At 53.0% G+C, this 23,155-nt stretch carries 24 protein-coding genes and 1 other annotated feature; of the genes, 15 read left to right on the top strand and 9 right to left on the bottom strand.

What is annotated here, in order from left to right:
- Positions 1–4: 4 nt before the first annotated feature.
- Positions 5–145, bottom strand: coding sequence for a 50S ribosomal protein L34 (rpmH, locus tag OGX91_RS06990; RefSeq protein WP_003023858.1), 141 nt, complete (start codon positions 143–145; stop codon positions 5–7).
- Positions 146–373: 228 nt separating this feature from the next.
- The gene (locus OGX91_RS24180) at positions 374–454 is read right to left on the bottom strand and encodes a hypothetical protein (protein ID WP_418222139.1); all 81 of its coding nucleotides are present in this window, start codon (positions 452–454) and stop codon (positions 374–376) included.
- 297 nt (positions 455–751) lie between these two features.
- On the opposite strand from OGX91_RS24180, the gene dnaA reads away from it, so the two are divergent.
- The 5 genes from dnaA to yidA all read left to right on the top strand — a co-directional run bounded on the left by dnaA (position 752) and on the right by yidA (position 7,802).
- Positions 752–2,155, top strand: a complete 1,404-nt coding sequence (dnaA, locus tag OGX91_RS06985; protein ID WP_005121475.1) for a chromosomal replication initiator protein DnaA — start codon at positions 752–754, stop codon at positions 2,153–2,155.
- 4 nt (positions 2,156–2,159) lie between these two features.
- A complete protein-coding gene (gene dnaN / locus OGX91_RS06980) occupies positions 2,160–3,260 on the top strand; it encodes a DNA polymerase III subunit beta (RefSeq protein ID WP_005121477.1) in 1,101 nt (366 codons plus the stop codon).
- Positions 3,260–4,333 (top strand): DNA replication/repair protein RecF, encoded by a 1,074-nt coding sequence (gene recF, locus OGX91_RS06975; protein WP_005121479.1) that lies wholly within the window; start codon positions 3,260–3,262, stop codon positions 4,331–4,333. The genes dnaN and recF overlap by 1 nt, the downstream gene beginning before the upstream one ends.
- Before the next feature lie 28 nt (positions 4,334–4,361).
- Positions 4,362–6,776 (top strand): DNA topoisomerase (ATP-hydrolyzing) subunit B, encoded by a 2,415-nt coding sequence (gene gyrB / locus OGX91_RS06970; RefSeq protein ID WP_199947343.1) that lies wholly within the window; start codon positions 4,362–4,364, stop codon positions 6,774–6,776.
- A gap of 213 nt (positions 6,777–6,989) precedes the next feature.
- Positions 6,990–7,802 carry a sugar-phosphatase gene (gene yidA, locus OGX91_RS06965; protein WP_286625811.1) on the top strand — a complete coding sequence of 271 codons (813 nt, stop codon included), beginning with the start codon at positions 6,990–6,992 and terminating at the stop codon, positions 7,800–7,802.
- 4 nt (positions 7,803–7,806) lie between these two features.
- Here yidA and cbrA read toward each other — a convergent pair whose 3' ends face one another.
- Positions 7,807–8,922 (bottom strand): colicin M resistance lipid reductase CbrA, encoded by a 1,116-nt coding sequence (gene cbrA / locus OGX91_RS06960; RefSeq protein ID WP_286625810.1) that lies wholly within the window; start codon positions 8,920–8,922, stop codon positions 7,807–7,809.
- 99 nt (positions 8,923–9,021) lie between these two features.
- Here cbrA and OGX91_RS06955 point away from each other — a divergent pair, with 99 nt between their 5' ends.
- On the top strand, positions 9,022–10,248 hold the full coding sequence (locus OGX91_RS06955; RefSeq protein ID WP_286625808.1) for a YidR family protein: 1,227 nt from the start codon (positions 9,022–9,024) through the stop codon (positions 10,246–10,248).
- Between the two features lies 1 nt (position 10,249).
- Here OGX91_RS06955 and OGX91_RS06950 read toward each other — a convergent pair whose 3' ends face one another.
- Positions 10,250–10,582, bottom strand: coding sequence for a YceK/YidQ family lipoprotein (locus OGX91_RS06950; protein ID WP_005121486.1), 333 nt, complete (start codon positions 10,580–10,582; stop codon positions 10,250–10,252).
- A gap of 239 nt (positions 10,583–10,821) precedes the next feature.
- Positions 10,822–10,894, top strand: a sequence feature (ROSE (Repression Of Heat Shock gene Expression) occurs in the 5'-region of heat shock genes and acts as an RNA thermometer to modulate expression.).
- Here OGX91_RS06950 and ibpA point away from each other — a divergent pair.
- From ibpA to OGX91_RS06920, 6 genes are all read left to right on the top strand, one after another.
- The gene (gene ibpA, locus OGX91_RS06945) at positions 10,888–11,301 is read left to right on the top strand and encodes a small heat shock chaperone IbpA (protein ID WP_040231504.1); all 414 of its coding nucleotides are present in this window, start codon (positions 10,888–10,890) and stop codon (positions 11,299–11,301) included. (Overlaps the previous feature by 7 nt.)
- 94 nt (positions 11,302–11,395) lie before the next feature.
- Positions 11,396–11,824, top strand: coding sequence for a small heat shock chaperone IbpB (ibpB, locus tag OGX91_RS06940; protein ID WP_005121488.1), 429 nt, complete (start codon positions 11,396–11,398; stop codon positions 11,822–11,824).
- A gap of 124 nt (positions 11,825–11,948) precedes the next feature.
- Positions 11,949–13,610 carry a putative transporter gene (locus OGX91_RS06935; RefSeq protein ID WP_040231506.1) on the top strand — a complete coding sequence of 554 codons (1,662 nt, stop codon included), beginning with the start codon at positions 11,949–11,951 and terminating at the stop codon, positions 13,608–13,610.
- 235 nt (positions 13,611–13,845) lie between these two features.
- Positions 13,846–14,193, top strand: coding sequence for a YidH family protein (locus OGX91_RS06930; RefSeq protein WP_005121491.1), 348 nt, complete (start codon positions 13,846–13,848; stop codon positions 14,191–14,193).
- Positions 14,183–14,545, top strand: a complete 363-nt coding sequence (locus OGX91_RS06925) for a DUF202 domain-containing protein (RefSeq protein WP_040231507.1) — start codon at positions 14,183–14,185, stop codon at positions 14,543–14,545. The genes OGX91_RS06930 and OGX91_RS06925 overlap by 11 nt, the downstream gene beginning before the upstream one ends.
- Positions 14,542–15,072 (top strand): radical SAM protein, encoded by a 531-nt coding sequence (locus tag OGX91_RS06920; RefSeq protein ID WP_048213763.1) that lies wholly within the window; start codon positions 14,542–14,544, stop codon positions 15,070–15,072. Before OGX91_RS06925 ends, OGX91_RS06920 begins: the two co-directional genes overlap by 4 nt.
- Positions 15,073–15,084: 12 nt before the next feature.
- Here OGX91_RS06920 and dsdA read toward each other — a convergent pair whose 3' ends face one another.
- Both dsdA and dsdX read right to left on the bottom strand, forming a co-directional pair.
- Positions 15,085–16,407, bottom strand: coding sequence for a D-serine ammonia-lyase (dsdA, locus tag OGX91_RS06915; RefSeq protein WP_188231945.1), 1,323 nt, complete (start codon positions 16,405–16,407; stop codon positions 15,085–15,087).
- 17 nt (positions 16,408–16,424) lie between these two features.
- Positions 16,425–17,762, bottom strand: a complete 1,338-nt coding sequence (dsdX, locus tag OGX91_RS06910) for a D-serine transporter DsdX (protein WP_040231512.1) — start codon at positions 17,760–17,762, stop codon at positions 16,425–16,427.
- 229 nt (positions 17,763–17,991) lie between these two features.
- Between dsdX and dsdC the strand changes: the two genes are divergently transcribed.
- Complete coding sequence (gene dsdC / locus OGX91_RS06905; protein WP_005121496.1) at positions 17,992–18,918, top strand: DNA-binding transcriptional regulator DsdC; 927 nt, start codon at positions 17,992–17,994, stop codon at positions 18,916–18,918.
- Positions 18,919–18,996: 78 nt separating this feature from the next.
- Positions 18,997–20,079: a cellulase family glycosylhydrolase gene (locus OGX91_RS06900; protein WP_040231514.1), complete on the top strand. Its 1,083-nt coding sequence runs from the start codon at positions 18,997–18,999 to the stop codon at positions 20,077–20,079.
- On the opposite strand, the gene emrD is transcribed toward OGX91_RS06900, so the two are convergent.
- From emrD to tisB, 3 genes are all read right to left on the bottom strand, one after another.
- Positions 20,006–21,190, bottom strand: coding sequence for a multidrug efflux MFS transporter EmrD (gene emrD / locus OGX91_RS06895; protein WP_005121497.1), 1,185 nt, complete (start codon positions 21,188–21,190; stop codon positions 20,006–20,008). The genes OGX91_RS06900 and emrD overlap by 74 nt on opposite strands.
- Before the next feature lie 193 nt (positions 21,191–21,383).
- Positions 21,384–22,217 (bottom strand): EamA family transporter, encoded by an 834-nt coding sequence (locus tag OGX91_RS06890; RefSeq protein ID WP_286625806.1) that lies wholly within the window; start codon positions 22,215–22,217, stop codon positions 21,384–21,386.
- A 123-nt stretch (positions 22,218–22,340) separates the two neighbouring features.
- A complete protein-coding gene (gene tisB, locus OGX91_RS06885; RefSeq protein ID WP_003023909.1) occupies positions 22,341–22,430 on the bottom strand; it encodes a type I toxin-antitoxin system toxin TisB in 90 nt (29 codons plus the stop codon).
- A 522-nt stretch (positions 22,431–22,952) separates the two neighbouring features.
- On the opposite strand from tisB, the gene ivbL reads away from it, so the two are divergent.
- The gene (gene ivbL, locus OGX91_RS06880; RefSeq protein ID WP_003827118.1) at positions 22,953–23,051 is read left to right on the top strand and encodes an ilvB operon leader peptide IvbL; all 99 of its coding nucleotides are present in this window, start codon (positions 22,953–22,955) and stop codon (positions 23,049–23,051) included.
- The last annotated feature ends 104 nt before the right edge of the window (positions 23,052–23,155 follow it).

Here is a 23,155-nt window from a genome sequence, read left to right as displayed (position 1 = left end):
TTTATTACTTAGAAACGGTCAGACGAGAACGGCCTTTAGCACGACGACGTGCCAGAACCTGACGACCATTTTTATTAGCCATACGAGCACGGAAGCCGTGAGAACGGTTGCGCTTCAGTACAGACGGTTGAAAAGTGCGTTTCATGGCGATTTCTACCTAAACTTGAATAAATTCACTGACTTTTGCGTATACCCGAACGAGTTTCGAACGACTTACGCCACAGTGTGGGTGATTAAAGAGGCCGGATTGTAATAATTGTACACTCCGGAGTCAATTCTCTTTCCTTATTTCCCGCTTTTTTCCGCACGGTTTCGCGTAAAAAACAGGCAGCGTTGACGCCATAAGGCGACCGTTACTCGCTGGGGGTAAGAATTATACGGGCTGGTGGATAAAGCGCAAGGATCGCTCGGGATCTTTATTAGATCGTTTAAGCAGTAAAGCATCTTTACTCATTAATTTTTTCAATATGCGCGCGAAAACCTGCAGCACTTCTCCAGGATCGTTTACACTTAGCCGATTCTGGATCATCCTGTGGATAAATCGGGAAGAATCTGTGAGAAACAGAAGATCTCTTTCTCAGTTTACGCTATGATCCGCGGTCCCGATCGTTTCAATGGATCCTGATCGGGTAAAAATTGCAGATAGCAATTCGCACGTCACCCTTTGCATAGGGTCTTGTCGATGTGCGTCAACAATCATGAATGTTTCAGCCTTTGTCATTTATCGACTTTTGTTCGAGTGGAGTCCGCCGTGTCACTTTCGCTTTGGCAGCAGTGTCTTGCCCGATTGCAGGATGAGTTACCAGCCACAGAATTCAGTATGTGGATACGCCCGTTGCAGGCGGAACTGAGCGATAACACGCTGGCTTTGTATGCGCCAAACCGTTTCGTGCTCGATTGGGTAAGGGATAAATACCTCAATAATATTAATGGATTGCTGAATAATTTCTGCGGAGCGGATGCCCCACAGCTGCGTTTTGAAGTCGGCACTAAACCTGTCACGCAAACGCTGAAGACGCCGGTGAATAACATCGTTACGCCTGCGCATGTGGCTCAACAAGTTCAACCGCAACGCGTCGCTCCGGCGGCGCGCCCCGGCTGGGATAACGTACCGGCTCCGGCAGAACCTACCTATCGCTCTAACGTCAACGTCAAACATACGTTTGATAACTTCGTTGAAGGTAAATCTAACCAACTGGCGCGCGCGGCGGCACGTCAGGTGGCGGACAATCCTGGCGGCGCCTACAATCCGTTATTCCTTTATGGCGGTACAGGCCTGGGTAAAACCCACCTGCTGCACGCTGTCGGTAACGGCATTATGGCGCGAAAGCCGAATGCCAAAGTGGTGTATATGCACTCCGAGCGTTTTGTGCAGGACATGGTTAAAGCCCTGCAAAACAATGCGATCGAAGAGTTTAAACGCTACTACCGTTCCGTTGACGCGCTGCTGATTGACGATATCCAATTCTTCGCGAATAAAGAACGATCGCAGGAAGAGTTTTTCCACACCTTCAACGCCTTGCTGGAGGGTAATCAGCAGATCATCCTGACCTCGGATCGCTATCCGAAGGAGATCAACGGCGTTGAAGATCGTCTGAAATCCCGCTTCGGCTGGGGACTGACTGTCGCGATCGAACCGCCTGAGCTGGAAACACGCGTCGCGATCCTGATGAAAAAGGCTGACGAAAATGACATTCGTCTGCCGGGTGAAGTGGCGTTCTTTATCGCCAAGCGTCTACGCTCTAACGTGCGTGAACTGGAAGGCGCACTGAACCGCGTGATCGCCAACGCTAACTTTACTGGCCGGGCGATTACTATCGATTTCGTGCGTGAAGCGCTGCGCGATCTGCTGGCTTTGCAGGAAAAGCTGGTCACCATCGACAATATTCAAAAGACGGTGGCAGAGTATTACAAAATCAAAATTGCGGATCTGCTTTCTAAGCGTCGATCTCGTTCGGTAGCTCGTCCGCGTCAGATGGCGATGGCGCTGGCAAAAGAGCTCACTAACCACAGTCTGCCGGAAATTGGCGACGCGTTTGGTGGGCGTGACCATACTACCGTGCTTCATGCCTGCCGTAAGATTGAGCAGTTGCGTGAAGAAAGCCATGATATTAAAGAAGATTTCTCCAATTTAATCAGAACATTATCTTCGTGACGCTATGAAATTTACCGTTGAACGTGAACATTTATTAAAACCGCTTCAGCAGGTCAGCGGCCCGCTGGGTGGACGTCCTACACTGCCGATCCTCGGAAACTTGCTGCTGCAGGTTGCTGACGGTGCGCTTTCTCTGACCGGTACCGATCTCGAAATGGAGATGGTGGCGCGCGTGGCGCTGATCCAGCCTCATGAACCTGGTGCAACCACCGTTCCGGCGCGTAAATTCTTCGATATTTGCCGCGGGTTGCCTGAAGGCGCGGAAATTGCCGTTCAACTGGAAGGCGATCGTATGCTGGTGCGTTCTGGCCGCAGCCGTTTCTCGCTGTCCACGCTGCCTGCCGCCGACTTCCCTAATCTGGACGACTGGCAGAGCGAAGTCGAATTCACCCTGCCGCAGGCGACGATGAAGCGTCTGATTGAAGCCACGCAGTTTTCGATGGCGCATCAGGACGTACGTTACTACTTAAACGGCATGCTGTTTGAAACCGAAGGGGAAGAGCTGCGTACCGTGGCGACCGACGGTCACCGCCTGGCGGTCTGTTCAATGCCTGTCGGTCAGCCGTTGCCCAGCCATTCGGTGATCGTACCGCGTAAAGGCGTGATTGAACTGATGCGTATGCTCGACGGCGGCGACAACCCGCTGCGCGTGCAGATTGGCAGCAACAACATTCGTGCGCACGTGGGTGATTTCATCTTTACCTCCAAGCTGGTTGACGGTCGTTTCCCGGATTATCGCCGCGTATTGCCGAAGAATCCGGACAAACATCTGGAAGCCGGTTGCGATATCCTCAAGCAGGCGTTTGCTCGTGCGGCGATCCTCTCTAACGAGAAATTCCGCGGCGTGCGTCTGTATGTCAGCGAAAACCAGCTCAAAATCACCGCTAACAACCCGGAGCAGGAAGAAGCCGAAGAAATTCTGGATGTCTCCTATCCGGGTACTGAACTGGAAATCGGCTTTAACGTTAGCTACGTGCTGGACGTCCTGAACGCGCTGAAGTGCGAAAACGTACGTATTCTGCTGACCGATTCCGTCTCCAGCGTACAAATTGAAGATGCGGCCAGCCAGAGCGCGGCTTACGTTGTTATGCCAATGAGACTGTAATGTCGCTGACCCGCCTGTTGATCCGCGATTTTCGCAATATCGAAAACGCGGATCTCGCTTTATCTCCCGGCTTTAACTTTCTGGTAGGCGCTAACGGCAGCGGCAAAACCAGCGTGCTGGAAGCCATCTATACGCTCGGCCATGGTCGGGCGTTTCGCAGTTTGCAGATTGGCCGTGTGATTCGCCACGAACAGGAATCGTTTGTTTTACACGGTCGTTTGCAGGGTGATGAGCGTGAGACGTCGATTGGTCTGACGAAAGACAAACTGGGCGACAGCAAAGTGCGCATTGACGGCACCGACGGGCACAAGGTTGCGGAACTGGCGCACCTGATGCCGATGCAGCTGATAACGCCTGAAGGGTTTACTTTACTCAATGGCGGCCCCAAATACAGAAGAGCATTTCTTGACTGGGGATGCTTTCACAATGAAGCCGGATTTTTCACCGCCTGGAGCAACCTGAAGCGCCTGCTCAAGCAGCGCAATGCGGCACTGCGCCAGGTAAGTCGTTATGAGCAACTACGCCCGTGGGATAAAGAACTGATCCCGTTGGCGGAACAAATCAGCACCTGGCGCGCGGAGTACAGCGCCGGTATCGCGCAGGATATGGCGGATACCTGCCAGCAGTTTCTTCCCGAGTTTTCTCTCTCGTTCTCTTTCCAGCGCGGCTGGGAGAAAGAGACAGATTACGCCGAAGTGCTGGAACGCAGTTTTGAACGCGATCGCATGTTGACCTACACCGCGCACGGCCCGCATAAGGCGGATTTCCGCATTCGCGCCGACGGTGCGCCGGTGGAAGACACGTTGTCGCGTGGGCAGCTAAAGCTGCTGATGTGCGCCTTACGTCTGGCGCAAGGGGAGTTCCTGACCCGCGAAAGCGGACGGCGCTGCCTGTACCTGATAGATGATTTTGCCTCTGAACTGGATGATGCGCGTCGTGGGCTGCTGGCCAGCCGCTTAAAAGCCACGCAATCTCAGGTCTTTGTCAGCGCAATCAGCGCTGAACACGTTATGGACATGTCCGATGAAAATTCGAAGATGTTTACCGTGGAAAAGGGTAAAATAACGGATTAACCCAAGATAAAATGAGCGAGAAACGTTGATGTCGAATTCTTATGACTCCTCCAGTATCAAAGTCCTGAAAGGACTGGATGCGGTGCGTAAGCGCCCGGGTATGTATATCGGCGACACGGATGACGGCACCGGTCTGCACCACATGGTATTCGAGGTGGTAGATAACGCTATCGACGAAGCGCTCGCGGGTCACTGTAAAGATATCGTGGTAACGATTCACGCTGATAACTCCGTGTCCGTTACCGATGATGGCCGTGGTATCCCAACCGGTATTCACCCGGAAGAGGGCGTTTCGGCGGCGGAGGTTATCATGACCGTTCTGCACGCAGGCGGTAAATTTGATGATAACTCCTATAAAGTTTCCGGTGGTCTGCACGGCGTAGGTGTTTCCGTCGTTAACGCCCTGTCGCAGAAACTGGAGCTGGTGATTCGTCGTGAAGGCAAAGTGCATCAGCAAACTTACGTGCACGGTGTGCCGCAGGCGCCGCTGGCGGTAACTGGCGAAACAGAAATGACGGGGACTCAGGTACGTTTCTGGCCAAGCCACGAAACCTTTACCAACGTCGTTGAGTTCGAATACGACATTCTGGCGAAGCGTCTACGCGAGCTGTCATTCCTGAACTCCGGCGTGTCTATCCGTCTGCGCGATAAGCGCGACGGCAAAGAAGACCATTTCCACTACGAAGGCGGCATCAAGGCGTTTGTTGAATACCTCAACAAAAACAAAACGCCGATCCACCCGAATATCTTCTACTTCTCCACCGAAAAAGACGGTATCGGCGTGGAAGTTGCGCTGCAGTGGAACGATGGTTTCCAGGAAAACATCTACTGCTTCACCAACAACATTCCGCAGCGTGACGGCGGTACTCACCTTGCAGGCTTCCGTGCGGCGATGACCCGTACCCTGAACGCCTATATGGACAAAGAAGGCTACAGCAAAAAAGCCAAAGTCAGCGCCACCGGTGACGATGCCCGTGAAGGCCTGATTGCCGTTGTATCCGTGAAGGTACCGGATCCGAAATTCTCCTCCCAGACCAAAGACAAGCTGGTCTCTTCTGAGGTGAAATCGGCGGTAGAACAGCAGATGAACGAACTGTTGAGTGAATACCTGCTGGAAAACCCGTCTGACGCGAAAATCGTCGTCGGTAAAATTATTGATGCGGCACGTGCCCGCGAAGCGGCACGTCGCGCGCGTGAAATGACCCGCCGTAAAGGTGCGCTGGACTTAGCGGGTCTGCCGGGCAAACTGGCGGACTGTCAGGAACGCGACCCGGCTCACTCTGAACTGTACCTGGTGGAAGGGGACTCAGCGGGCGGCTCTGCGAAGCAGGGACGTAACCGTAAGAACCAGGCGATTCTGCCGCTGAAGGGTAAAATTCTTAACGTTGAGAAGGCGCGCTTCGACAAGATGCTCTCTTCTCAGGAAGTGGCGACGCTGATCACCGCGCTGGGCTGTGGCATCGGTCGTGACGAGTACAACCCGGACAAACTGCGCTATCACAGCATCATCATCATGACCGATGCGGACGTCGATGGCTCGCACATCCGTACGTTGCTGTTGACCTTCTTCTATCGTCAGATGCCGGAAATCGTGGAACGCGGTCACGTGTATATTGCGCAACCACCGCTGTACAAAGTGAAGAAAGGCAAGCAGGAACAGTACATCAAAGACGATGAAGCGATGGATCAGTACCAGATCTCTATCGCCCTTGATGGTGCCACGCTGCACACCAATGCCCACGCCCCGGCGCTGGCGGGTGAGGCGCTGGAAAAACTGGTTTCTGAATACAACGCGACGCAGAAAATGATTGGCCGTATGGAACGTCGTTTCCCGAAAGCGTTGTTGAAAGAACTTGTTTATCAGCCGACGCTGGCTGAAGCCGATCTCGTTGATGAAGCGAAAGTCACTGCCTGGGTTTCTCAGCTGGTCAACGTGCTGAATGAAAAAGAAATGCATGGCAGCACCTGGAACAGTTTTGTGCGTAAAGACGCTGAACTGAACCTGTTCGAACCGGTGATCCGCGTGCGTACCCACGGCGTTGATACCGACTATCCGCTGGACCACGAGTTTGTGACCGGCGGCGAATACCGTCGTATCTGCACGTTGGGTGAGAAACTACGTGGCTTGATCGAAGACGATGCGTTTATCGAACGTGGCGAGCGTCGTCAGCCGGTTGCCAGCTTCGAGCAGGCGCTGGACTGGCTGGTGAAAGAGTCCCGTCGTGGCCTTGCGATTCAGCGTTATAAAGGTCTGGGCGAGATGAACCCGGAACAGCTGTGGGAAACTACTATGGATCCGGAAAGCCGTCGCATGCTGCGCGTTACCGTGAAGGATGCGATTGCCGCCGACCAGTTGTTCACCACGCTGATGGGCGATGCCGTTGAACCACGTCGCGCGTTTATCGAAGAGAACGCCCTGAAAGCGGCGAACATCGATATCTAACATGTACCTCAGGCCTGCTCCTGTAGGCCTGATAAGCGCAGCGCCATCAGGCAGTTCGTCTGCGTTTGCCGGATGGCGGCTCAGGCCTTATCCGGCCTACCATCGATTGTCAAAAGGGGGATCCCGATTCCCCTTCCCATCCCCCTTTTCGTAGCTGTTTTTTGAGCGGAATCGCGTTAGCATGAGGATGGACTCATTTATTCCGGGGAACTCATGGCTATCAAACTTATTGCTATCGACATGGATGGCACACTTCTGCTGCCCGATCACACCATTTCACCTGCGGTCAAAACGGCGATTGCCGCGGCACGCGCGCGTGGCGTAAATGTGGTGCTGACCACGGGGCGCCCCTATGCCGGCGTCCACAGCTATTTGAAAGAACTGCACATGGAACAGCCCGGTGACTACTGTATTACCTATAACGGGGCGCTGGTGCAGAAAGCCGGGGATGGCAGTACCGTGGCGCAAACCGCGTTAAGCTATGACGATTATCGCTATCTGGAGCAGCTCTCCCGGGAAGTTGGATCGCATTTCCACGCCCTCGATCGCAATACGCTGTACACCGCCAATCGTGATATCAGCTACTACACGGTGCATGAATCGTTTGTCGCGACCATTCCGCTGGTGTTCTGTGAAGCCGAGAAAATGGATCCAGAAACCCAGTTCCTGAAAGTGATGATGATTGACGAGCCGGAGATCCTCGATAAAGCCATCTCGCGCATCCCAGCAGAAGTCAAAGAGAAGTACACCGTGCTGAAAAGTGCGCCGTACTTCCTCGAAATTCTCGATAAACGCGTCAATAAAGGCACTGGCGTAAAATCGCTGGCCGATGCGTTAGGAATTAAAGCCGAAGAGGTGATGGCGATTGGCGATCAGGAAAACGACATCGCGATGATTGAATACGCGGGCGTGGGCGTGGCTATGGACAACGCGATTGGGTCAGTCAAAGAAATCACCAACTTCGTGACCAAATCCAACCTTGAAGATGGCGTCGCGTACGCCATTGAGAAGTTTGCGCTGCAATAAGATGTTATGGGCAAATGCTTTGCTGCATTTGCCCGGTGTTTTTATCGTCAATAATGGTTTCTTCAACCTGTGGAATATGTGCCACGCCGCTGCGCATTATCCATTTACGCGAAAATGCTGATGTGAGCGCCCGGCTTTTAAGGATTTTGCCATACAGTTTGAGACGTATTTTACGGGTAGCTTTGCGGTAAGCGAGATTCATATCTGGCGCATCCCGTAGCAGTACTGATTTGAGGATCTCCGCGCTGTCCAGCGCATAGCTAATCCCTTCCAGCGAGCTGGCGCTAATAAAACCGGCCGCTTCACCAATCAAAAATGCGTTGTCCTCTCCGCAGACAAAGTCTTTCCAGCGTGAGGGGAACAGCACCGTACATTTTTCACTTTTCACCGGTTTACCGAACTGGAAATGGAACGCTTTCAGCTTCTCCTTCAGCGCGTCAAAGCGTGCCTGTCCGTCCTTCATGGGATAGGCACCACCAAAGATAAAATAGCCATCTTTGCTGATACTCCATGAATAACAGTCAGTTGCGTCGTTATCAAAAATACAGGAATAGAACGGCACAGGATGCTTTTCTGCAAACCATTGTTGAATAGCGACATATTTACGAATTTGATGCTGGGGGTAGAGATGACGGCGCACCAGTGAATTCGCACCGTCGGCCCCGACCAGATAACGCGCGGTGATCTGCTGCTCCCAACCGTCGGCGCGGAAAATAACATGCCATTTATCGCCCTCGCGCCAGATTTTCCGACACAGGCTGTCGTGGTACACCTGCACATCATCAGGGATGAGAGATTTAAGCCATAAATCAAAAGCATGGCGGTTGATATTAATGTAGCTGCGCTGGTAGTTACGCGTCAAAGAAGCGGCAACATCAACCGTTTTAACACTAAAAATCTGCGGGTTGGCGATGACATCAACGGGTAAGGTTATACCATCGCGGATAAACGAACGCTGGGCGTCTGGGGCCAGCAGACCGCCGCAGGGTTTAGTGAAACCTTCGTTGCCGCACTGGCGTTTTTTATCCAACGCAATCACGCGCATTTTTCCGCTCAACTGCCGCGCCAGCGCTGAGCCTGCCGGACCTAATCCGATAATCGCCACGTCAAAATGTTCCATCTTTCTGTCCGCAAAAATGAAGATGGCGATACGCTAAAGCCTGAAAGTGAAGTGCTTGTGAAGTATGATTGCTGAAATCGTCTTGTATCAGGGCATTCCATGAAGCAAATCACCTTTACGCCGCGTAATCATCAGCTTACCAATATCAATACCTGGACACCGGACAGCCAGTGGCTGGTTTTTGATGTGCGTCCTTCCGGTGCATCGTTTACCGGTGAGACGATTGAACGCGTCAATATTCACACCGGCGAGGTGGCGGTGATTTATCGCGCGACGCAGGAGGCACACGTCGGCGTGGTGACCGTTCATCCAAAGTCTGAAAAATATGTGTTTATTCACGGCCCTGAAAATCCAGATGAATCATGGCATTACGACTTCCATCATCGCCGTGGTGTGATTGCGGACCAGACCGCAGTGGCGAATCTGGATGCGATGGATATTACCGCTCCGTATACCCCAGGCGCGCTGCGTGGCGGTAGTCATGTGCATGTCTTTAGTCCGAACGGTGAGTTTGTTAGCTTCACCTACAACGACCATGTGCTGCATGAGCGTTCTCCGGCACTGGATTTACGTAACGTTGGTGTGGCTGTTCCCTATGGCCCAGTGACTGTGTCAGCAGATCACCCGCGTGAGTACAGCGGTAGCCACTGGTGTGTGCTGGTCAGTCAGACAACGCCGAAACCCAAACCGGGCAGCGATGAGATTAACCGTGCTTATGAAGAGGGTTGGGTAGGAAATCATACGCTGGCCTTTATCGGCGATACGTTGTCTGTCAGTGGCGAAAAAGTACCGGAACTGTTTATCGTTGATTTGCCACGCCATGAAAGCGGCTGGAAACAGCCTGGCGAGGCACCTCTGGAGGGAACGGAATCAACAATGCCTGCGCCACCAGCCGGCATCGTTCAGCGCCGCCTGACGTTTACTCACGATCGCGCCTTCCCGGGGCTGGTGAATCAACCACGCCACTGGGTACGCAGCAATCCACAGGCAGACGAAATTGCGTTTCTGATGCGTGATGACAACGGTATCGTGCAGTTATGGCTCATTACCGTGCAAGGGGGGAAGCTGCGTCAATTAACCCGGAGCGCCACGGATATTCAGTCGGCATTCAACTGGCATCCGTCGGGTCGATGGTTGGGATTTGTGCTGGAAAACCGAATTGCCTGCTGCGATGCGCAGACGGGAGAGATTGAGTTTTTAACGACCAGCCATGGCAACCCACCTTCAGCAGATGCGATTGTCTTCTCTCCTGATGGCCGACAGGTTGCATGGATGGAAGACGTCGACGGTTTCCGCCAGCTATGGGTGACAGAAACCGGACGTTAACTTAAGGCGCAGGCATTTGAGCCGGGGGGATAACGGCGTTGGTGGCTTGCGTTCTCTCCTCGCTCTTTTCTACGCGAGATCGAACCGAGTTATCTTTGCGAAAGAGATCCCACGGGAGCAGTACCGTATCCAGAACCGCAGTAAAAGGCATATCCAGAATAGCCAACGACTTTGTTCCCCAGTTCGTATCGCTATCGCCAATCATTGTGGCGCTGGCACGGGTGCCTGGATAGGTACCTTCTTTCCCTCCGGTATGTGACATCACGCTGGAGCAGCCGCTGATAAAAACCATCCCGCTGCACATCATCAGTGTTAACACCATTTTTTTTATCATCATTATTTCATCTGCTAATCATCGTGTTTGCAGGGTGAGTTAAAGCGATCCGTTGCGAAAATAACATCACCATCTTGTCGCACTGTGGCGGCAATCGCGATTTAACGATAACGACTGCTCCCCCCAGTGTATGCAATAGACAACAAACTGCAAAAAAAGTCAGAGGAGTACGCTTGAAAAGTTTGTATTAAGACCCATTTTTAGGGTGTAGACAAATGAAGGGCATGCCTGATGGGTGTCCTGGCTACCTGACCTGTCCAAGATGGAAGGTCCAACATTCTCGCTGATTTCAGGAGCTATTGATTATGCGTAACTTTGATTTATCCCCGCTATACCGTTCTGCTATTGGATTTGATCGTCTGTTTAACCTGTTGGAAAACAACCAGGGCCAAAGCAATGGTGGCTACCCTCCGTACAACGTTGAGCTGGTAGACGAAAACCACTACCGCATTGCGATTGCCGTTGCGGGCTTTGCTGAAAGCGAGCTGGAAATTACCGCCCAGGATAATTTGCTGGTGGTGAAAGGCGCGCATGCGGACGAACAAAAAGAACGTACTTACCTGTACCAGGGCATTGCCGAACGCAACTTCGAACGCAAGTTCCAGTTAGCGGAGAACATCCACGTTCGCGGCGCAAACCTGGTAAACGGTCTGCTGTATATCGAGCTTGAGCGCGTGATTCCTGAAGCGAACAAACCGCGCCGCATCGAAATCAACTAATTTATCTGTCGGGCCGCTTGCGCGGCCCTGCTAAGCACAGGCTTGCCGTCAGGGAGCCGAAAGGTACTTACTCGCTTCTTAGAAGGAGAATATTATGCGTAACTACGATTTATCCCCACTGCTGCGTCAATGGATCGGTTTTGACAAACTGGCCAATGCATTACAAAACGCCGGTGAAAGCCAAAGCTTCCCACCCTATAACATCGAAAAGAGCGATGATAACCACTACCGCATTACCCTTGCGTTAGCCGGTTTCCGTCAGGAAGATTTGGATATTCAACTGGAAGGCACGCGTCTGACCGTAAAAGGTACGCCGCAGCAGCCGGAAAAAGAGACCAAATGGTTGCATCAGGGGCTGGTCACTCAATCATTCAGTCTGAGCTTTACGCTGGCTGAAAATATGGAAGTCTCCGGCGCAAGCTTCACCAATGGCTTGCTGCATATTGATTTAACCCGTAATGAGCCTGAAACCATTGCTCCACAACGTATCGCCATCAGCGAACGTCCCGCATTAAATAGCTAAATAGCTCCAGGCCCTTGCCCCGCCAGAAATGACGGGGCTTTTTTGTGCTTTACCCCCCATACATTGCGCTTGTACTCTGCGAGAATCCATTTACTTAATGATGTTATTCACAGGGAACAGAAGAATGAGTGATATAGCATTGACGGTCAGCGTTCTGGCATTGGTGGCGGTTGTCGGGTTATGGATCGGCAACATTAAAGTACGGGGCGTTGGTTTTGGCATCGGAGGCGTGCTGTTCGGCGGTATCATCGTCGGACACTTTGTCGATCAGGCAGGGATGACCCTGAGCGGCGATATGCTGCATTTTATTCAGGAATTTGGCCTGATACTCTTCGTCTATACCATCGGCATCCAGGTAGGGCCGGGTTTCTTTGCCTCACTGCGTGTTTCGGGACTGCGTCTGAACCTGTTTGCAGTGCTGATCGTGATTATCGGGGGGCTGGTCACCGCGCTTCTGCATAAGATCTTCGCTATTCCGCTGCCCGTGGTGCTGGGGATCTTCTCCGGCGCGGTCACCAATACGCCCGCACTGGGTGCCGGACAGCAAATTCTGCGCGATCTGGGTACGCCGGGGGATGTGGTCGATCAGATGGGGATGAGCTATGCCATGGCTTATCCTTTCGGTATTTGCGGTATTTTGCTCACGATGTGGCTGATGCGCCTCATTTTCCGCGTGAACGTTGAGTCCGAAGCTCAGCAGCATGAATCAACGCTGACCAACGGTCATACGCTGATTCAGACGATGAACATTCGTGTTGAAAACCCGAACCTCAATAATATGGCGATTCAGGATGTCCCCATTCTGAACAGCGACAAAATCATCTGTTCACGCCTGAAGCGAGATGAAACGTTAATGGTGCCGTCGCCGGGGACGATTATCCAGATGGGCGATCTGCTCCACCTGGTCGGACAGCCTGGCGATCTGCATAATGCGAAGGTGGTGATTGGGCAGGAAGTAGACACTTCACTGTCAACGCGGGGCACGGATTTGCGCGTTGAACGTGTCGTTGTGACCAACGAACAGGTGCTTGGCAAGCGGATCCGTGACCTGCACTTTAAAGAACGTTACGACGTGGTGATTTCCCGTCTGAACCGCGCGGGCGTTGAGCTGGTCGCCAGCAGCGACGCCAGCCTGCAATTCGGGGACATCCTCAATCTGGTAGGGCGTCCTTCGTCGATTGATGCCGTTGCCAATGTTGTGGGTAACGCGCAGCAAAAACTGCAGCAGGTGCAGATGCTGCCGGTATTTATCGGTATCGGACTAGGTGTTCTGCTGGGGTCAATCCCGCTGTTTATCCCCGGTTTCCCGGTGGCATTAAAACTGGGGTTGGCCGGTGGACCACTGATTATGGCGCTGATTTTGGGGCGTATTGGCAGCATCGGTAAGCTGTACTGGTTTATGCCTCCCAGCGCGAACCTGGCGTTGCGTGAGCTGGGTATTGTGCTCTTTCTCGCGGTGGTTGGTCTGAAATCCGGCGGCGATTTTGTGAATACGCTAACGCAGGGCGACGGTCTGAGCTGGGTGGGCTACGGTATTTTCATTACCGCCATTCCGCTGATTACTGTCGGTTTGCTGGCACGTATCTTTGCCAGGATGAACTATCTGACGCTGTGCGGCATGCTGGCTGGGTCGATGACCGATCCTCCTGCGCTGGCATTCGCTAACAACCTGCACGCCACCAGTGGCGCAGCAGCGCTCTCCTACGCCACCGTTTATCCGCTGGTCATGTTTCTGCGCATTATTACCCCACAACTGCTGGCGGTGATTTTCTGGGGATTAGGTTAAAACTGACCTACCCAGTCAGCATATCCAGGAATGCCTGATGCGCTGCGCTTATCAGGCCTACATCAGCATCGTTCACTGTAGGCCGGATAAGACGTCAGTCGCCATCCGGTATTACAAAGCACACCTCTCTTTTCCATTGTCTCATCACATTACGCTCCCTTTCGTTTGCGAATCAGGTTCATACTCCTTCACTGTTCCGGTATAACGACCAGACTACAATATTGAAGGAGCCGTCATGAAGATTTCCCGCCTTGGGGAAGCGCCGGATTACCGCTTCTCGCTGGCAAATGAGCGTACGTTTCTGGCGTGGATCCGCACTGCGCTGGGTTTTCTGGCGGCGGGCGTTGGTCTTGATCAACTGGCCCCGGACTTTGCTACGCCGGTCATTCGTGAGGCACTTGCCTTGTTGCTGTGTCTGTTTGCGGGCGGTCTGGCGATCTACGGTTATCTGCGCTGGTTGCGCAATGAAAAGGCGATGCGTCTGAAAGAGGACATGCCGTACACCAATAGCCTGCTGATTATCAGCGTCATGCTGACGCTTGTGGCGGTGATTGTTATGGCGTTGGTGTTGTATGCCGGGTAGTCGTAAGGCCCGTCGCGAGTCCGATCCTGGTCTACAACCGGAACGGACATCGCTGGCCTGGTTTCGCACGTTGCTAGGCTATGGCGCACTGATGGCGCTGGCGATTAAGCATAACTGGCATCAGGCGGGCGCGTTATTCTGGGTTTCGATAGCGGTACTGGCAATTGTGGCGATTATTCTCTGGCGCTACACCCGTAGCCGTAACCTGATGGATGTTACGCATCGCGATTTTTCTGAATCTCGCGCGGTGCGTGACAAATTTATGATCTCCCTCGCGGTGTTATCCCTTGCAATACTGTTTGCTGTAACACACGTTCGCCAACTTATCGTATATATCGGGAATTTTGCATGACAGTATGTGAGGACATGGATGTTAGTGAGGGTATTTTAAAGGTGGTGATTGATCACCAGAAGAGTTTACAACCTATTGAACTGTACCGTGATTTACGACAAGGCGATGTTCGTCTTGTACAGTTTATCCCCCTGATTAAGCGCGATGAAGCAGGCAACCTGACGGCTGAATCTGTCACACCAGAAGGGTGGGGGCAGTTTTTAAATACGATATTTGATATCTGGGTTCGTGAAGATATTAATCGGGTATCTATTCAGCTTTTTGATAAAACGCTGCGTCGATGGTGTGGTCTGGCGGTTCAAATTGAACGGCAATCGACCTCACAGCAGAGCGTGCGTTGTCGGTCATGTTCACTATCGCAATTTTACCGTGGTGATTGCCCGGTGCATGGGGATACTCACGGGGAAAATGTGCTGTGTGCGGGATATCAGGCCTTCTTTGAACACTCATCACCCCATATGCGCGTCATGCGCGATCTGATTAAACAGCATCGCTCACCGATGGAGCTGATGGCGATGCTGCGTTGAGATCAGAGGGGGTTAGCGCCCTTTCGCCAGGTATTGCGCCATCTCGGTTTCCGGCACCATGCCGCCGCCGGTCGCCCACACCAAATGAGTGGCGTTATTGAGCTGTTCTTCGCTGAATCCATGCCTCTGCTGGTAATCAACGGAGGCACAAACGTGCTGTGGACCAGCCATGCCAGCCAGCGCCGACGGCTCAAGGCGAATACCTTCCTCCTGTGCCAGCCAGCCCAGCATATCGTACATAGTCTGATCATCAAGGGTGTACAGTCCATCGAGCAGACGCTCCATCGCCCGGCCAACAAAGCCCGAGGCGCGACCGACTGCCAGTCCGTCCGCTGCCGTCTGGTTGTCGATACCGATGTCCTGCACGGAAATGGTATCGTGCAGCCCGGTATAAATCCCCAGCAGCATGCACGGTGAATGAGTCGGCTCAGCGAAGAAGCAATGAACGTTATCGCCAAACGCCAGCTTCAGGCCAAACGCCACGCCGCCAGGGCCACCGCCGACGCCGCAAGGCAGGTAAACAAACAGCGGATGATCGGCATCCACCACGCGCCCCTGCTGCGTAAACTGCGCTTTCAGACGCTGGCCGGCGACCGCATAGCCTAAGAACAGCGTGCGGGAATTTTCATCATCAATAAAGAAGCAGTTTGGATCGGACTGTGCCGCCTTACGACCTTGTTCAACCGCCACGCCGTAATCTTCTTCGTACTCCACCACCGTCACGCCGTGGTTGCGCAGCTTGGCTTTTTTCCATGCGCGGGCGTCGGCAGACATATGGACCGTAACGTTAAAGCCGATGCGGGCGCTCATGATGCCGATAGACATCCCAAGGTTGCCGGTGGAGCCGACCGCAATGCTGTACTGGCTGAAAAACTGTTTAAATTCAGGCGAAAGCAGAATGCTGTAATCGTCTTCTGTTGTCAGCAGACCGGCTTCCAGCGCCAGTTTTTCCGCGTGGGTCAGTACTTCATAAATGCCGCCACGCGCTTTAATCGAGCCTGAAATAGGCAAATGACTATCTTTCTTCAGCAGCAATTCGCCGTTAATGTGCTGCCCGAACTCTTTTTCCAGCCGTTTTTGCATGGCAGGGATGGCGGCCAGCTCAGATTCGATAATGCCCCCAGTGACGGCAGTTTCCGGGAAGGCCTGCGCCAGATACGGTGCGAAGCGCGTCAGACGCGCGTGAGCATCCTGCACATCGTGCTCGGTCAGGCCAACATAGGGTAAACCTTCCGCAAGAGAGGTGGTGCCAGGGTTAAACCAGGTTGTCTCTTTCAGAGCCACCAGATCTTCCACTAAAGGATGCTGGGCGATAAGTGTTTGAATGTTTTCCATAGTCAGTCTCTTCGCGCTTATATAATAAAGGAAAGCAGGAATGTGCAAGCCAGTGCAATAACGGACGCGATAAATGTCGCAGTCGTATAGTATTTGAACGTTTCATTCAGGGTGGCACCGCAATACTGCTTCACCAGCCAGAACAGGGAATCGGTGACGATCGTGCAGCCAATAGCGCCGGAACCGATGGCAATGGCGATGATCTCCGGGCTAACGTTGGGGTACAGCGGTAGCATCGGGGCAACGATTGCCGTTGCGCCCATCATCGCAACGGTGGCTGAGCCTACCGCCGCATGCAGGATCAGTGCGACCAGCCAGGCCAGCAGAATCGGGTGCATGTGCATATTCGAGAGGATCAGCGCCAGAGTATCCGCCAGCCCACTGCTTTTCAGGATAGCGTTGAATGCGCCGCCTGCGCCGATAATCAACAGAATGTTGGCTATGGAGCCAAAACCGTTTTCGGTGTGGGTCAGCAACGCCCCCATACCAATGTGCTGACGCAGACCGAGAATGTAATAGGCCACGAAAACGGCAATAAACATCGCGGTGATCGGGTTACCGATAAACTCCAGCAGCGTATACAGCGTACCGCCTTTCTCCATGTTCAGCTCAGCGACGGTTTTGACCAGCATCAGGCCAATCGGCAGCAGTACGGTAAACAGCGTGGCGCCCAGCGACGGCAGCGTACTTTCGTCGCGCACTTTCAGGTCGGAAAACTCAGTTGGTACCGGTTTAAACGGCAGACGGTTGCCGAGGAATTTCAGGTACAGTGGCCCGCCGACAAGCGAAGCCATTAAACCCACCAGTAAACCATAAACAATCACGCTGCCAATATCCGCACCCAGCTTGTTCGCCACGAACAGGGCGGCCGGATGTGGCGGCACCACGCAATGTACAGCCATCAGCGCCGTACACAGCGGGATCGCCAGTTTCAGCAGTGAGGTATTGGTTTTTTTAGCAATAGAAAAAGCCAGTGGGATCAACAGCACCACGCCGACTTCGACAAATAGCGTGATGCCGCAAATCAGCCCGACCAGCACCATAATGACGTCGGCCGAAAGCCAGCGGCAGCGCTGTAGCGTCAGGCCGATGCGTTCGGCCGCGCCGGACACTTCCATCATTTTACCGAGAATGGTACCAAGACCGATAACGGCGGCGAGAAAGCCCAGCGTACCGCCTATGCCGCTCTCAATGGCATTGACCATATCCAGCGGCCCCATCCCCATCATCGTACCCACGAAGAAACTGGCTAACAGCAGCGCCAGAAACGGGTGGAATTTGAACTTCACGATGGTCAAAACGATTAACACGATGCTTATCAGCAGCGTGCTCACAACCCAGATTTGAGAGTGCATAGCTCACCTTGCCCTGTGATTAATATAGGGTTATTGGACAAAAATAAGGCACGGTCTGACAAACGATATAAATCTCCTTTCACATGAGCCAGATTGCATCAAATGAGTGATTTACGTCTAATTACGCTGCATTTATGCGATATGGTTCACCTTGATTCATCTTTATGCTGATTTTTACAGCGAACTTTTTTACACTCCGACGAATGAATCAGGAGGACAGGAGGTGAGTTTGGATCCCCTACGCGAGGTCAGAAACCGGCTGCTCAACGGTTGGCAGTTGTCAAAGCTGTATACCTTTGAAGTGGCGGCCCGGCATCAGTCGTTTGCACTGGCGGCAGATGAGCTGTCGTTAAGCCCCAGCGCCGTCAGCCATCGTATTAATCAACTGGAAGATGAGCTGGGCATTCAGCTGTTTGTTCGCTCACACCGCAAAGTGGAGCTCACTCACGAAGGTAAACGGGTGTTCTGGGCGTTGAAATCGTCGCTGGATACGCTGAATCAGGAAATCCTCGATATCAAAAACCAGGAGCTGTCCGGGACGCTCACTGTGTACTCACGCCCCTCCATCGCACAGTGCTGGCTGGTTCCGGCGCTTGGTGACTTTACCCGTCGCTATCCGTCGATTTCGCTGACCATGCTGACCGGGAATGACAACGTCAATTTGCAACGTGCCGGGGTTGATCTGGCTATCTATTTTGACGATGCGCCCTCTGCGCAACTTACGCACCATTTTCTGATGGATGAAGAGATTCTGCCGGTATGCAGCCCGGACTATGCCCGTCGTTATGATCTTACGGGGTCGTTAGTGAATCTGTCGCACTGCACGTTGTTGCACGACAGGCAGGCATGGAGTAACGACTCAGGAACCGATGAATGGCACAGTTGGGCGCAGCATTTTGCGGCGAATCTGCCGACATCATCGGGTATCGGTTTTGATCGTTCTGATTTAGCGGTCATTGCGGCGATGAACCATATCGGCGTAGCGATGGGCCGAAAGAGACTGGTACAAAAGCGCCTAGACAGCGGAGAACTGGTCGCGCCTTTCGGTGATATGGCGCTGAAATGCCATCAACACTATTACATCACCACGTTACCCGGCAGGCAGTGGCCAAAAATCGAGGCATTTATTGGCTGGCTGCAGGAGCAGGTTAAATAAGCGGGCCGCGAATATTTTTTACGCTTTCTCTCTACACGGAAAGTGAAAAAGCATGCTAAATACGTGATATCACTCCTGATGATTTGCGTAAGGACGACCGTGTTAAAGCCGATTGTTTCCCTCTTACTGTTAGCCAGTGCTACCGTGTATGCAGCGCCCCCTGTGTTGACGGCGGCGCTGTATGCGCAGCAGCTTGGGGTTGGAATGGACGTAGACTGGGCTCGCACCGATCGCGGTATCCGCGAGTTCGATCCGCTGGTGGTACGGGATTTCAAGGCGAAGGGGATCTCTCATGTGCGTATTCGTGTGGCTGGCGAGCCAACAGAAGCCAGACTCATCCATTTGCGCAAGCTGGTAGAGGCTTGCGAGCAATACGGCGTGATCCCGATTATTACTTATCAAGCTGATGAATATAAAAAAGACCCCAATAGTGGCAACGAAAAAGAGGTGGTTAACTGGTGGGTCGCAGTGGCGCATTACTTTGGGCAAAGCTCGCCATTGCTGGGTTTTGACCTGATTTATGAGCCTGCCGATAAGCTTAATCACAATCAGACTTCGCTCAATCGGGTGTACGACAAAACGATTCGCACCATCCACGCCATTTCGCCGCAGCGGATGATTTTCATTGCTCCGCGACTGCGCGCGGCACCGGAAGATTTGCTTAATCTGAGATTACCGCCGCAAAGTCAGAATACCGTTCTGGCTGAATGGCATATCTTCCCGTGGGGGCCGCTAAAAAATAACGGTAAGTATCCCTGGACGTCGGGAACTGCGGCAGAAAAAGCCGCCATTCGCGCCCGTATTAATACGGCCATTCACTGGCAACAGAAAACGGGTCATGTCAGTTGGGTGGGGGGGTGGTCAGCGGGAGAAACCATCAAAAACACGCCTTCTGCCGCGCAAACTGCATTTGCACGGTTTGTGGCATGTGAACTGCGCAAGGCGAAAATCCCCTATGCAATCAATGCTGATACGCAGTTTTATGATGGTGAGGAAGGCGCCTGGCGTCCGGCACTGGAGCCGTTGATTAATACGATGATTGCGCCTGAATGTGACAAGCCCGGCGATAAGCCGGGCCATCATGCGCTTAAACCGCCTGTCCCTGATGCGACACGCGTGACGCCAGCGGCAGCCAACACACAAAAATCAGCAGCCCCATAAGGGTCATCAGCAGCCCGAGGCTGGCTTGCCCGGTCTGCGGTAGCATCGCGGAGAGCCACGCCAGCACGCCAGAGCCAATGTTTTGTAATCCACCAACCAGCGCGCCGGCAGTACCTGCCAGGAACGGGAAAGGTTCCATTGCGCCGCTGGTTGCCAGTGGGAACAACATTCCGGCACCGAAGAAAAACAGTGCGGCAGGAACCAGCAGTGTCCAGACGTTCATCACGTCGAACAGCCCCGGGATCCACATCATTAAACCCGCTACCAGACAGCAGCTCACCGACTGCCACATTAGCGTTGAAAACCGCTTGTTAGGGCGACCGGCGAACCAGGCACCGAAAAACGCCGCCGGAATAGGCAGAATAAACAGGATGCTGACCGCCATGCTGCTTAGACCGAGTCGTGCGCCCAATAATACTCCGGAGCAGGCTTCAAAGACCGCAACGCCCGCCAGACCGCCGATCAACATCAGCACGTAACAGGTGAAAGCGCTATTACCAAACAGGGTTTTGTAGCTGGCAATAAGCCGTGGACGCGGTGCACCCGCAGGCCGTGTTTCCGGCATCCAGCGTGCCATGCTAAACGTCACGCCCGCACACAGAATCAGCAGAAAAATATAACAGGCGCGCCAGTTCCACACTGTATCCAGTACACCGCCAATCAATGGTGCCAGCAGCGGGCTGACCAGGATCCCCATGTTTAACAGACTATTGGCGTGGCGCAGTTGCGTGCCTTCGTACAGATCGCGCGGTAAAGTTCGCGCCATCACACCGCCGACGCCCGTTCCCATCCCCTGGATGGCACTGGCGATAATCAGTACCGTCAGGCTATGGGTGGTAATGGCGACCAGCGTAGCCAGCATAAAAATAGACATCCCGGCGAGGATCACCGGACGACGACCTACGCGATCGGAAAGCGGGCCGTAAAAAAGTTGTGACACGCCGTAGGTCAGCAGGTAGGCAGCCATCACGCTTTGCACTGCGCCTTCGCGAACGTTCAGTTCACGCGCCATATCAGCAATCGCGGGGATATAAATGGTTTGCGCCATCTGACCCACCGCCACCAGTAATACCAACATCAACAACAAATTGACGCTTCTATGCCTTTTCATTTCGCTGATTACTTTTCAAATGAATAAAAAATAAGAATAAGGTGCTGCACTTTCCCATAAATGCGCGTGGAATCTACCACAACAGAAAAAGAAGGCCAGATAGTGGACTGGAATGTTTCAACGATGAACGGCAGGAAATGTAAACAAATAGCGGCAACAAATGTTGCCGGATTGCATCAGGTTTACAACGCGATCATGATAAGCGGAGTAAAACTGCGCCGGCGGCAATACCTGCGGCTGCGACAAGACGTATTCCGGCAACCTTTTCTTTCAGCAGCAGCCACGCGAGCAGAGCGCCAAACAGAATCGACGTTTCACGCAGCGCAGCGACCACCGCCAACGGAGCCTGGGTCATGGCCCATAGCGCCAGGCCGTAAGAGCCCATGGTGCCAATCCCGCCAAGAATACCTTTCTTCCATTGGTGCGCCAGATAGCGGGAGGCTTCGCGGCGTCGGGCAATCATCGCCCAGCTCAACAAGCTGGAGCCGTTCAGAAAGAAGGTCCACAGCGTGTAGCCCAGTGCAGTTTCTGAAAGCCGAACACCGGTGCCATCAACCAGCGTATAGCCGGCGATAAAGCAGGCATTAATGAGTGCCAGAACGATCCCGCGTTGCGAACTGTTGCGTCCGTTAAATGCCATGCCGAGGATCGCCAGGCAGATGGTGGCAATCCCCACCCAGGCCAGCATTGACAGACGATCGTCGAGAAACAAGACGCTGATAATTGCGACCAGCAGCGGCGCTGTGCCGCGCATGATGGGATAGGTTTGGCTCATATCCGAAACCTGATAGGTTTTAGCGACCAGGACGGTATAGACCACCTGTAATGCGGTTGAGACAGCTAAAAACGGCAGGCTGGCGGCAGAGGGTTGCGGCGCAAAGGGTAAACAAATCAGCGCCATAATCGCAGCGGTTCCGCTGACGCTGATCGCCGAGTACAGCTTGTCGTTTCCTGCTTTTACGATGGCATTCCAGCTGGCATGCAGCAGTGCGGCGAACAGCAAAATGCAGAAAACAGAAAGCGTCATGGCGGAATTCTTCCCTGAGGATGTCATAAAAACGTAACATATTGACGCGATACAAGCACCAGGGAGAAGGTGAAAGGGGAGCGGAGTGTTTCCCGCCCCCCTTAGGTGCGACTTGAATCTGAATTACTTAACGTATTTCAGAACGGCATCAAGGAGTTGCAGTGCTGCAACAATGAGTTTGAGGATAAGAATAGCGATATCCACGAGGCTCATACGCTCTCCTTTTGGTACAAGGAGCACGGTGCTGACGTACCTCGCCGCTGCCTGTTGCCAGCACCTTTGTTGACATAACACAGTGTGCTCACACGGGGGTTAAGGCGCTGACGGCACCACCCGTTTCAGCCAGGACTTTGATGCGCCGGTTTACGATGCGGCCCCCGCATAACACATTGCGTACCGAGACATTATAGATAAATACTGTATAAATTAACAGTATTTTATGGACGTTACGCTATTCATGTTCCATACTCAAAAACATCAAAATTCGTGCCGAAATTGCGTGTTCTTCGTAGAACGCGTATACTTTTTTCGTTGACATAACACAGTATGTTCGGCGGCTACCAACCGCACAACGCTGAAAAAACCTCGCTCCGGCGGGGTTTTTTGTTTTTACATTGCGTACAGCTAAACGTGATCTTTGACGCATTTTTGCGCAGATGAAAAATTTTCCATTGTCACGCTGAAAAACCTGTGTTTGTATAAATCCTGTTAACCAACAAACAGACAAGGTCCCTAATGAACCCTTCCATGCTGACTGCGACCCTACTAAAAACTGCGCCATCTCGCGCAGCGGTCGTCGTGCGTGTGGTGGTGGTCGTCGGCAATGCGCCGTAGGGTCCGGAACAACACACGATTCCAAAACCCCGCCGGCGCAAACCGGGCGGGGTTTTTCGTATAAGAGACCTGCCCGGAGCAAAGGCCCAGAATAAAAGGACTGG

Source organism: Citrobacter sp. Cpa228 (assembly GCF_030333085.1).
GTDB lineage: Bacteria > Pseudomonadota > Gammaproteobacteria > Enterobacterales > Enterobacteriaceae > Citrobacter > Citrobacter pasteurii.
This window is presented reverse-complemented; position numbering and strand designations above follow the sequence as displayed.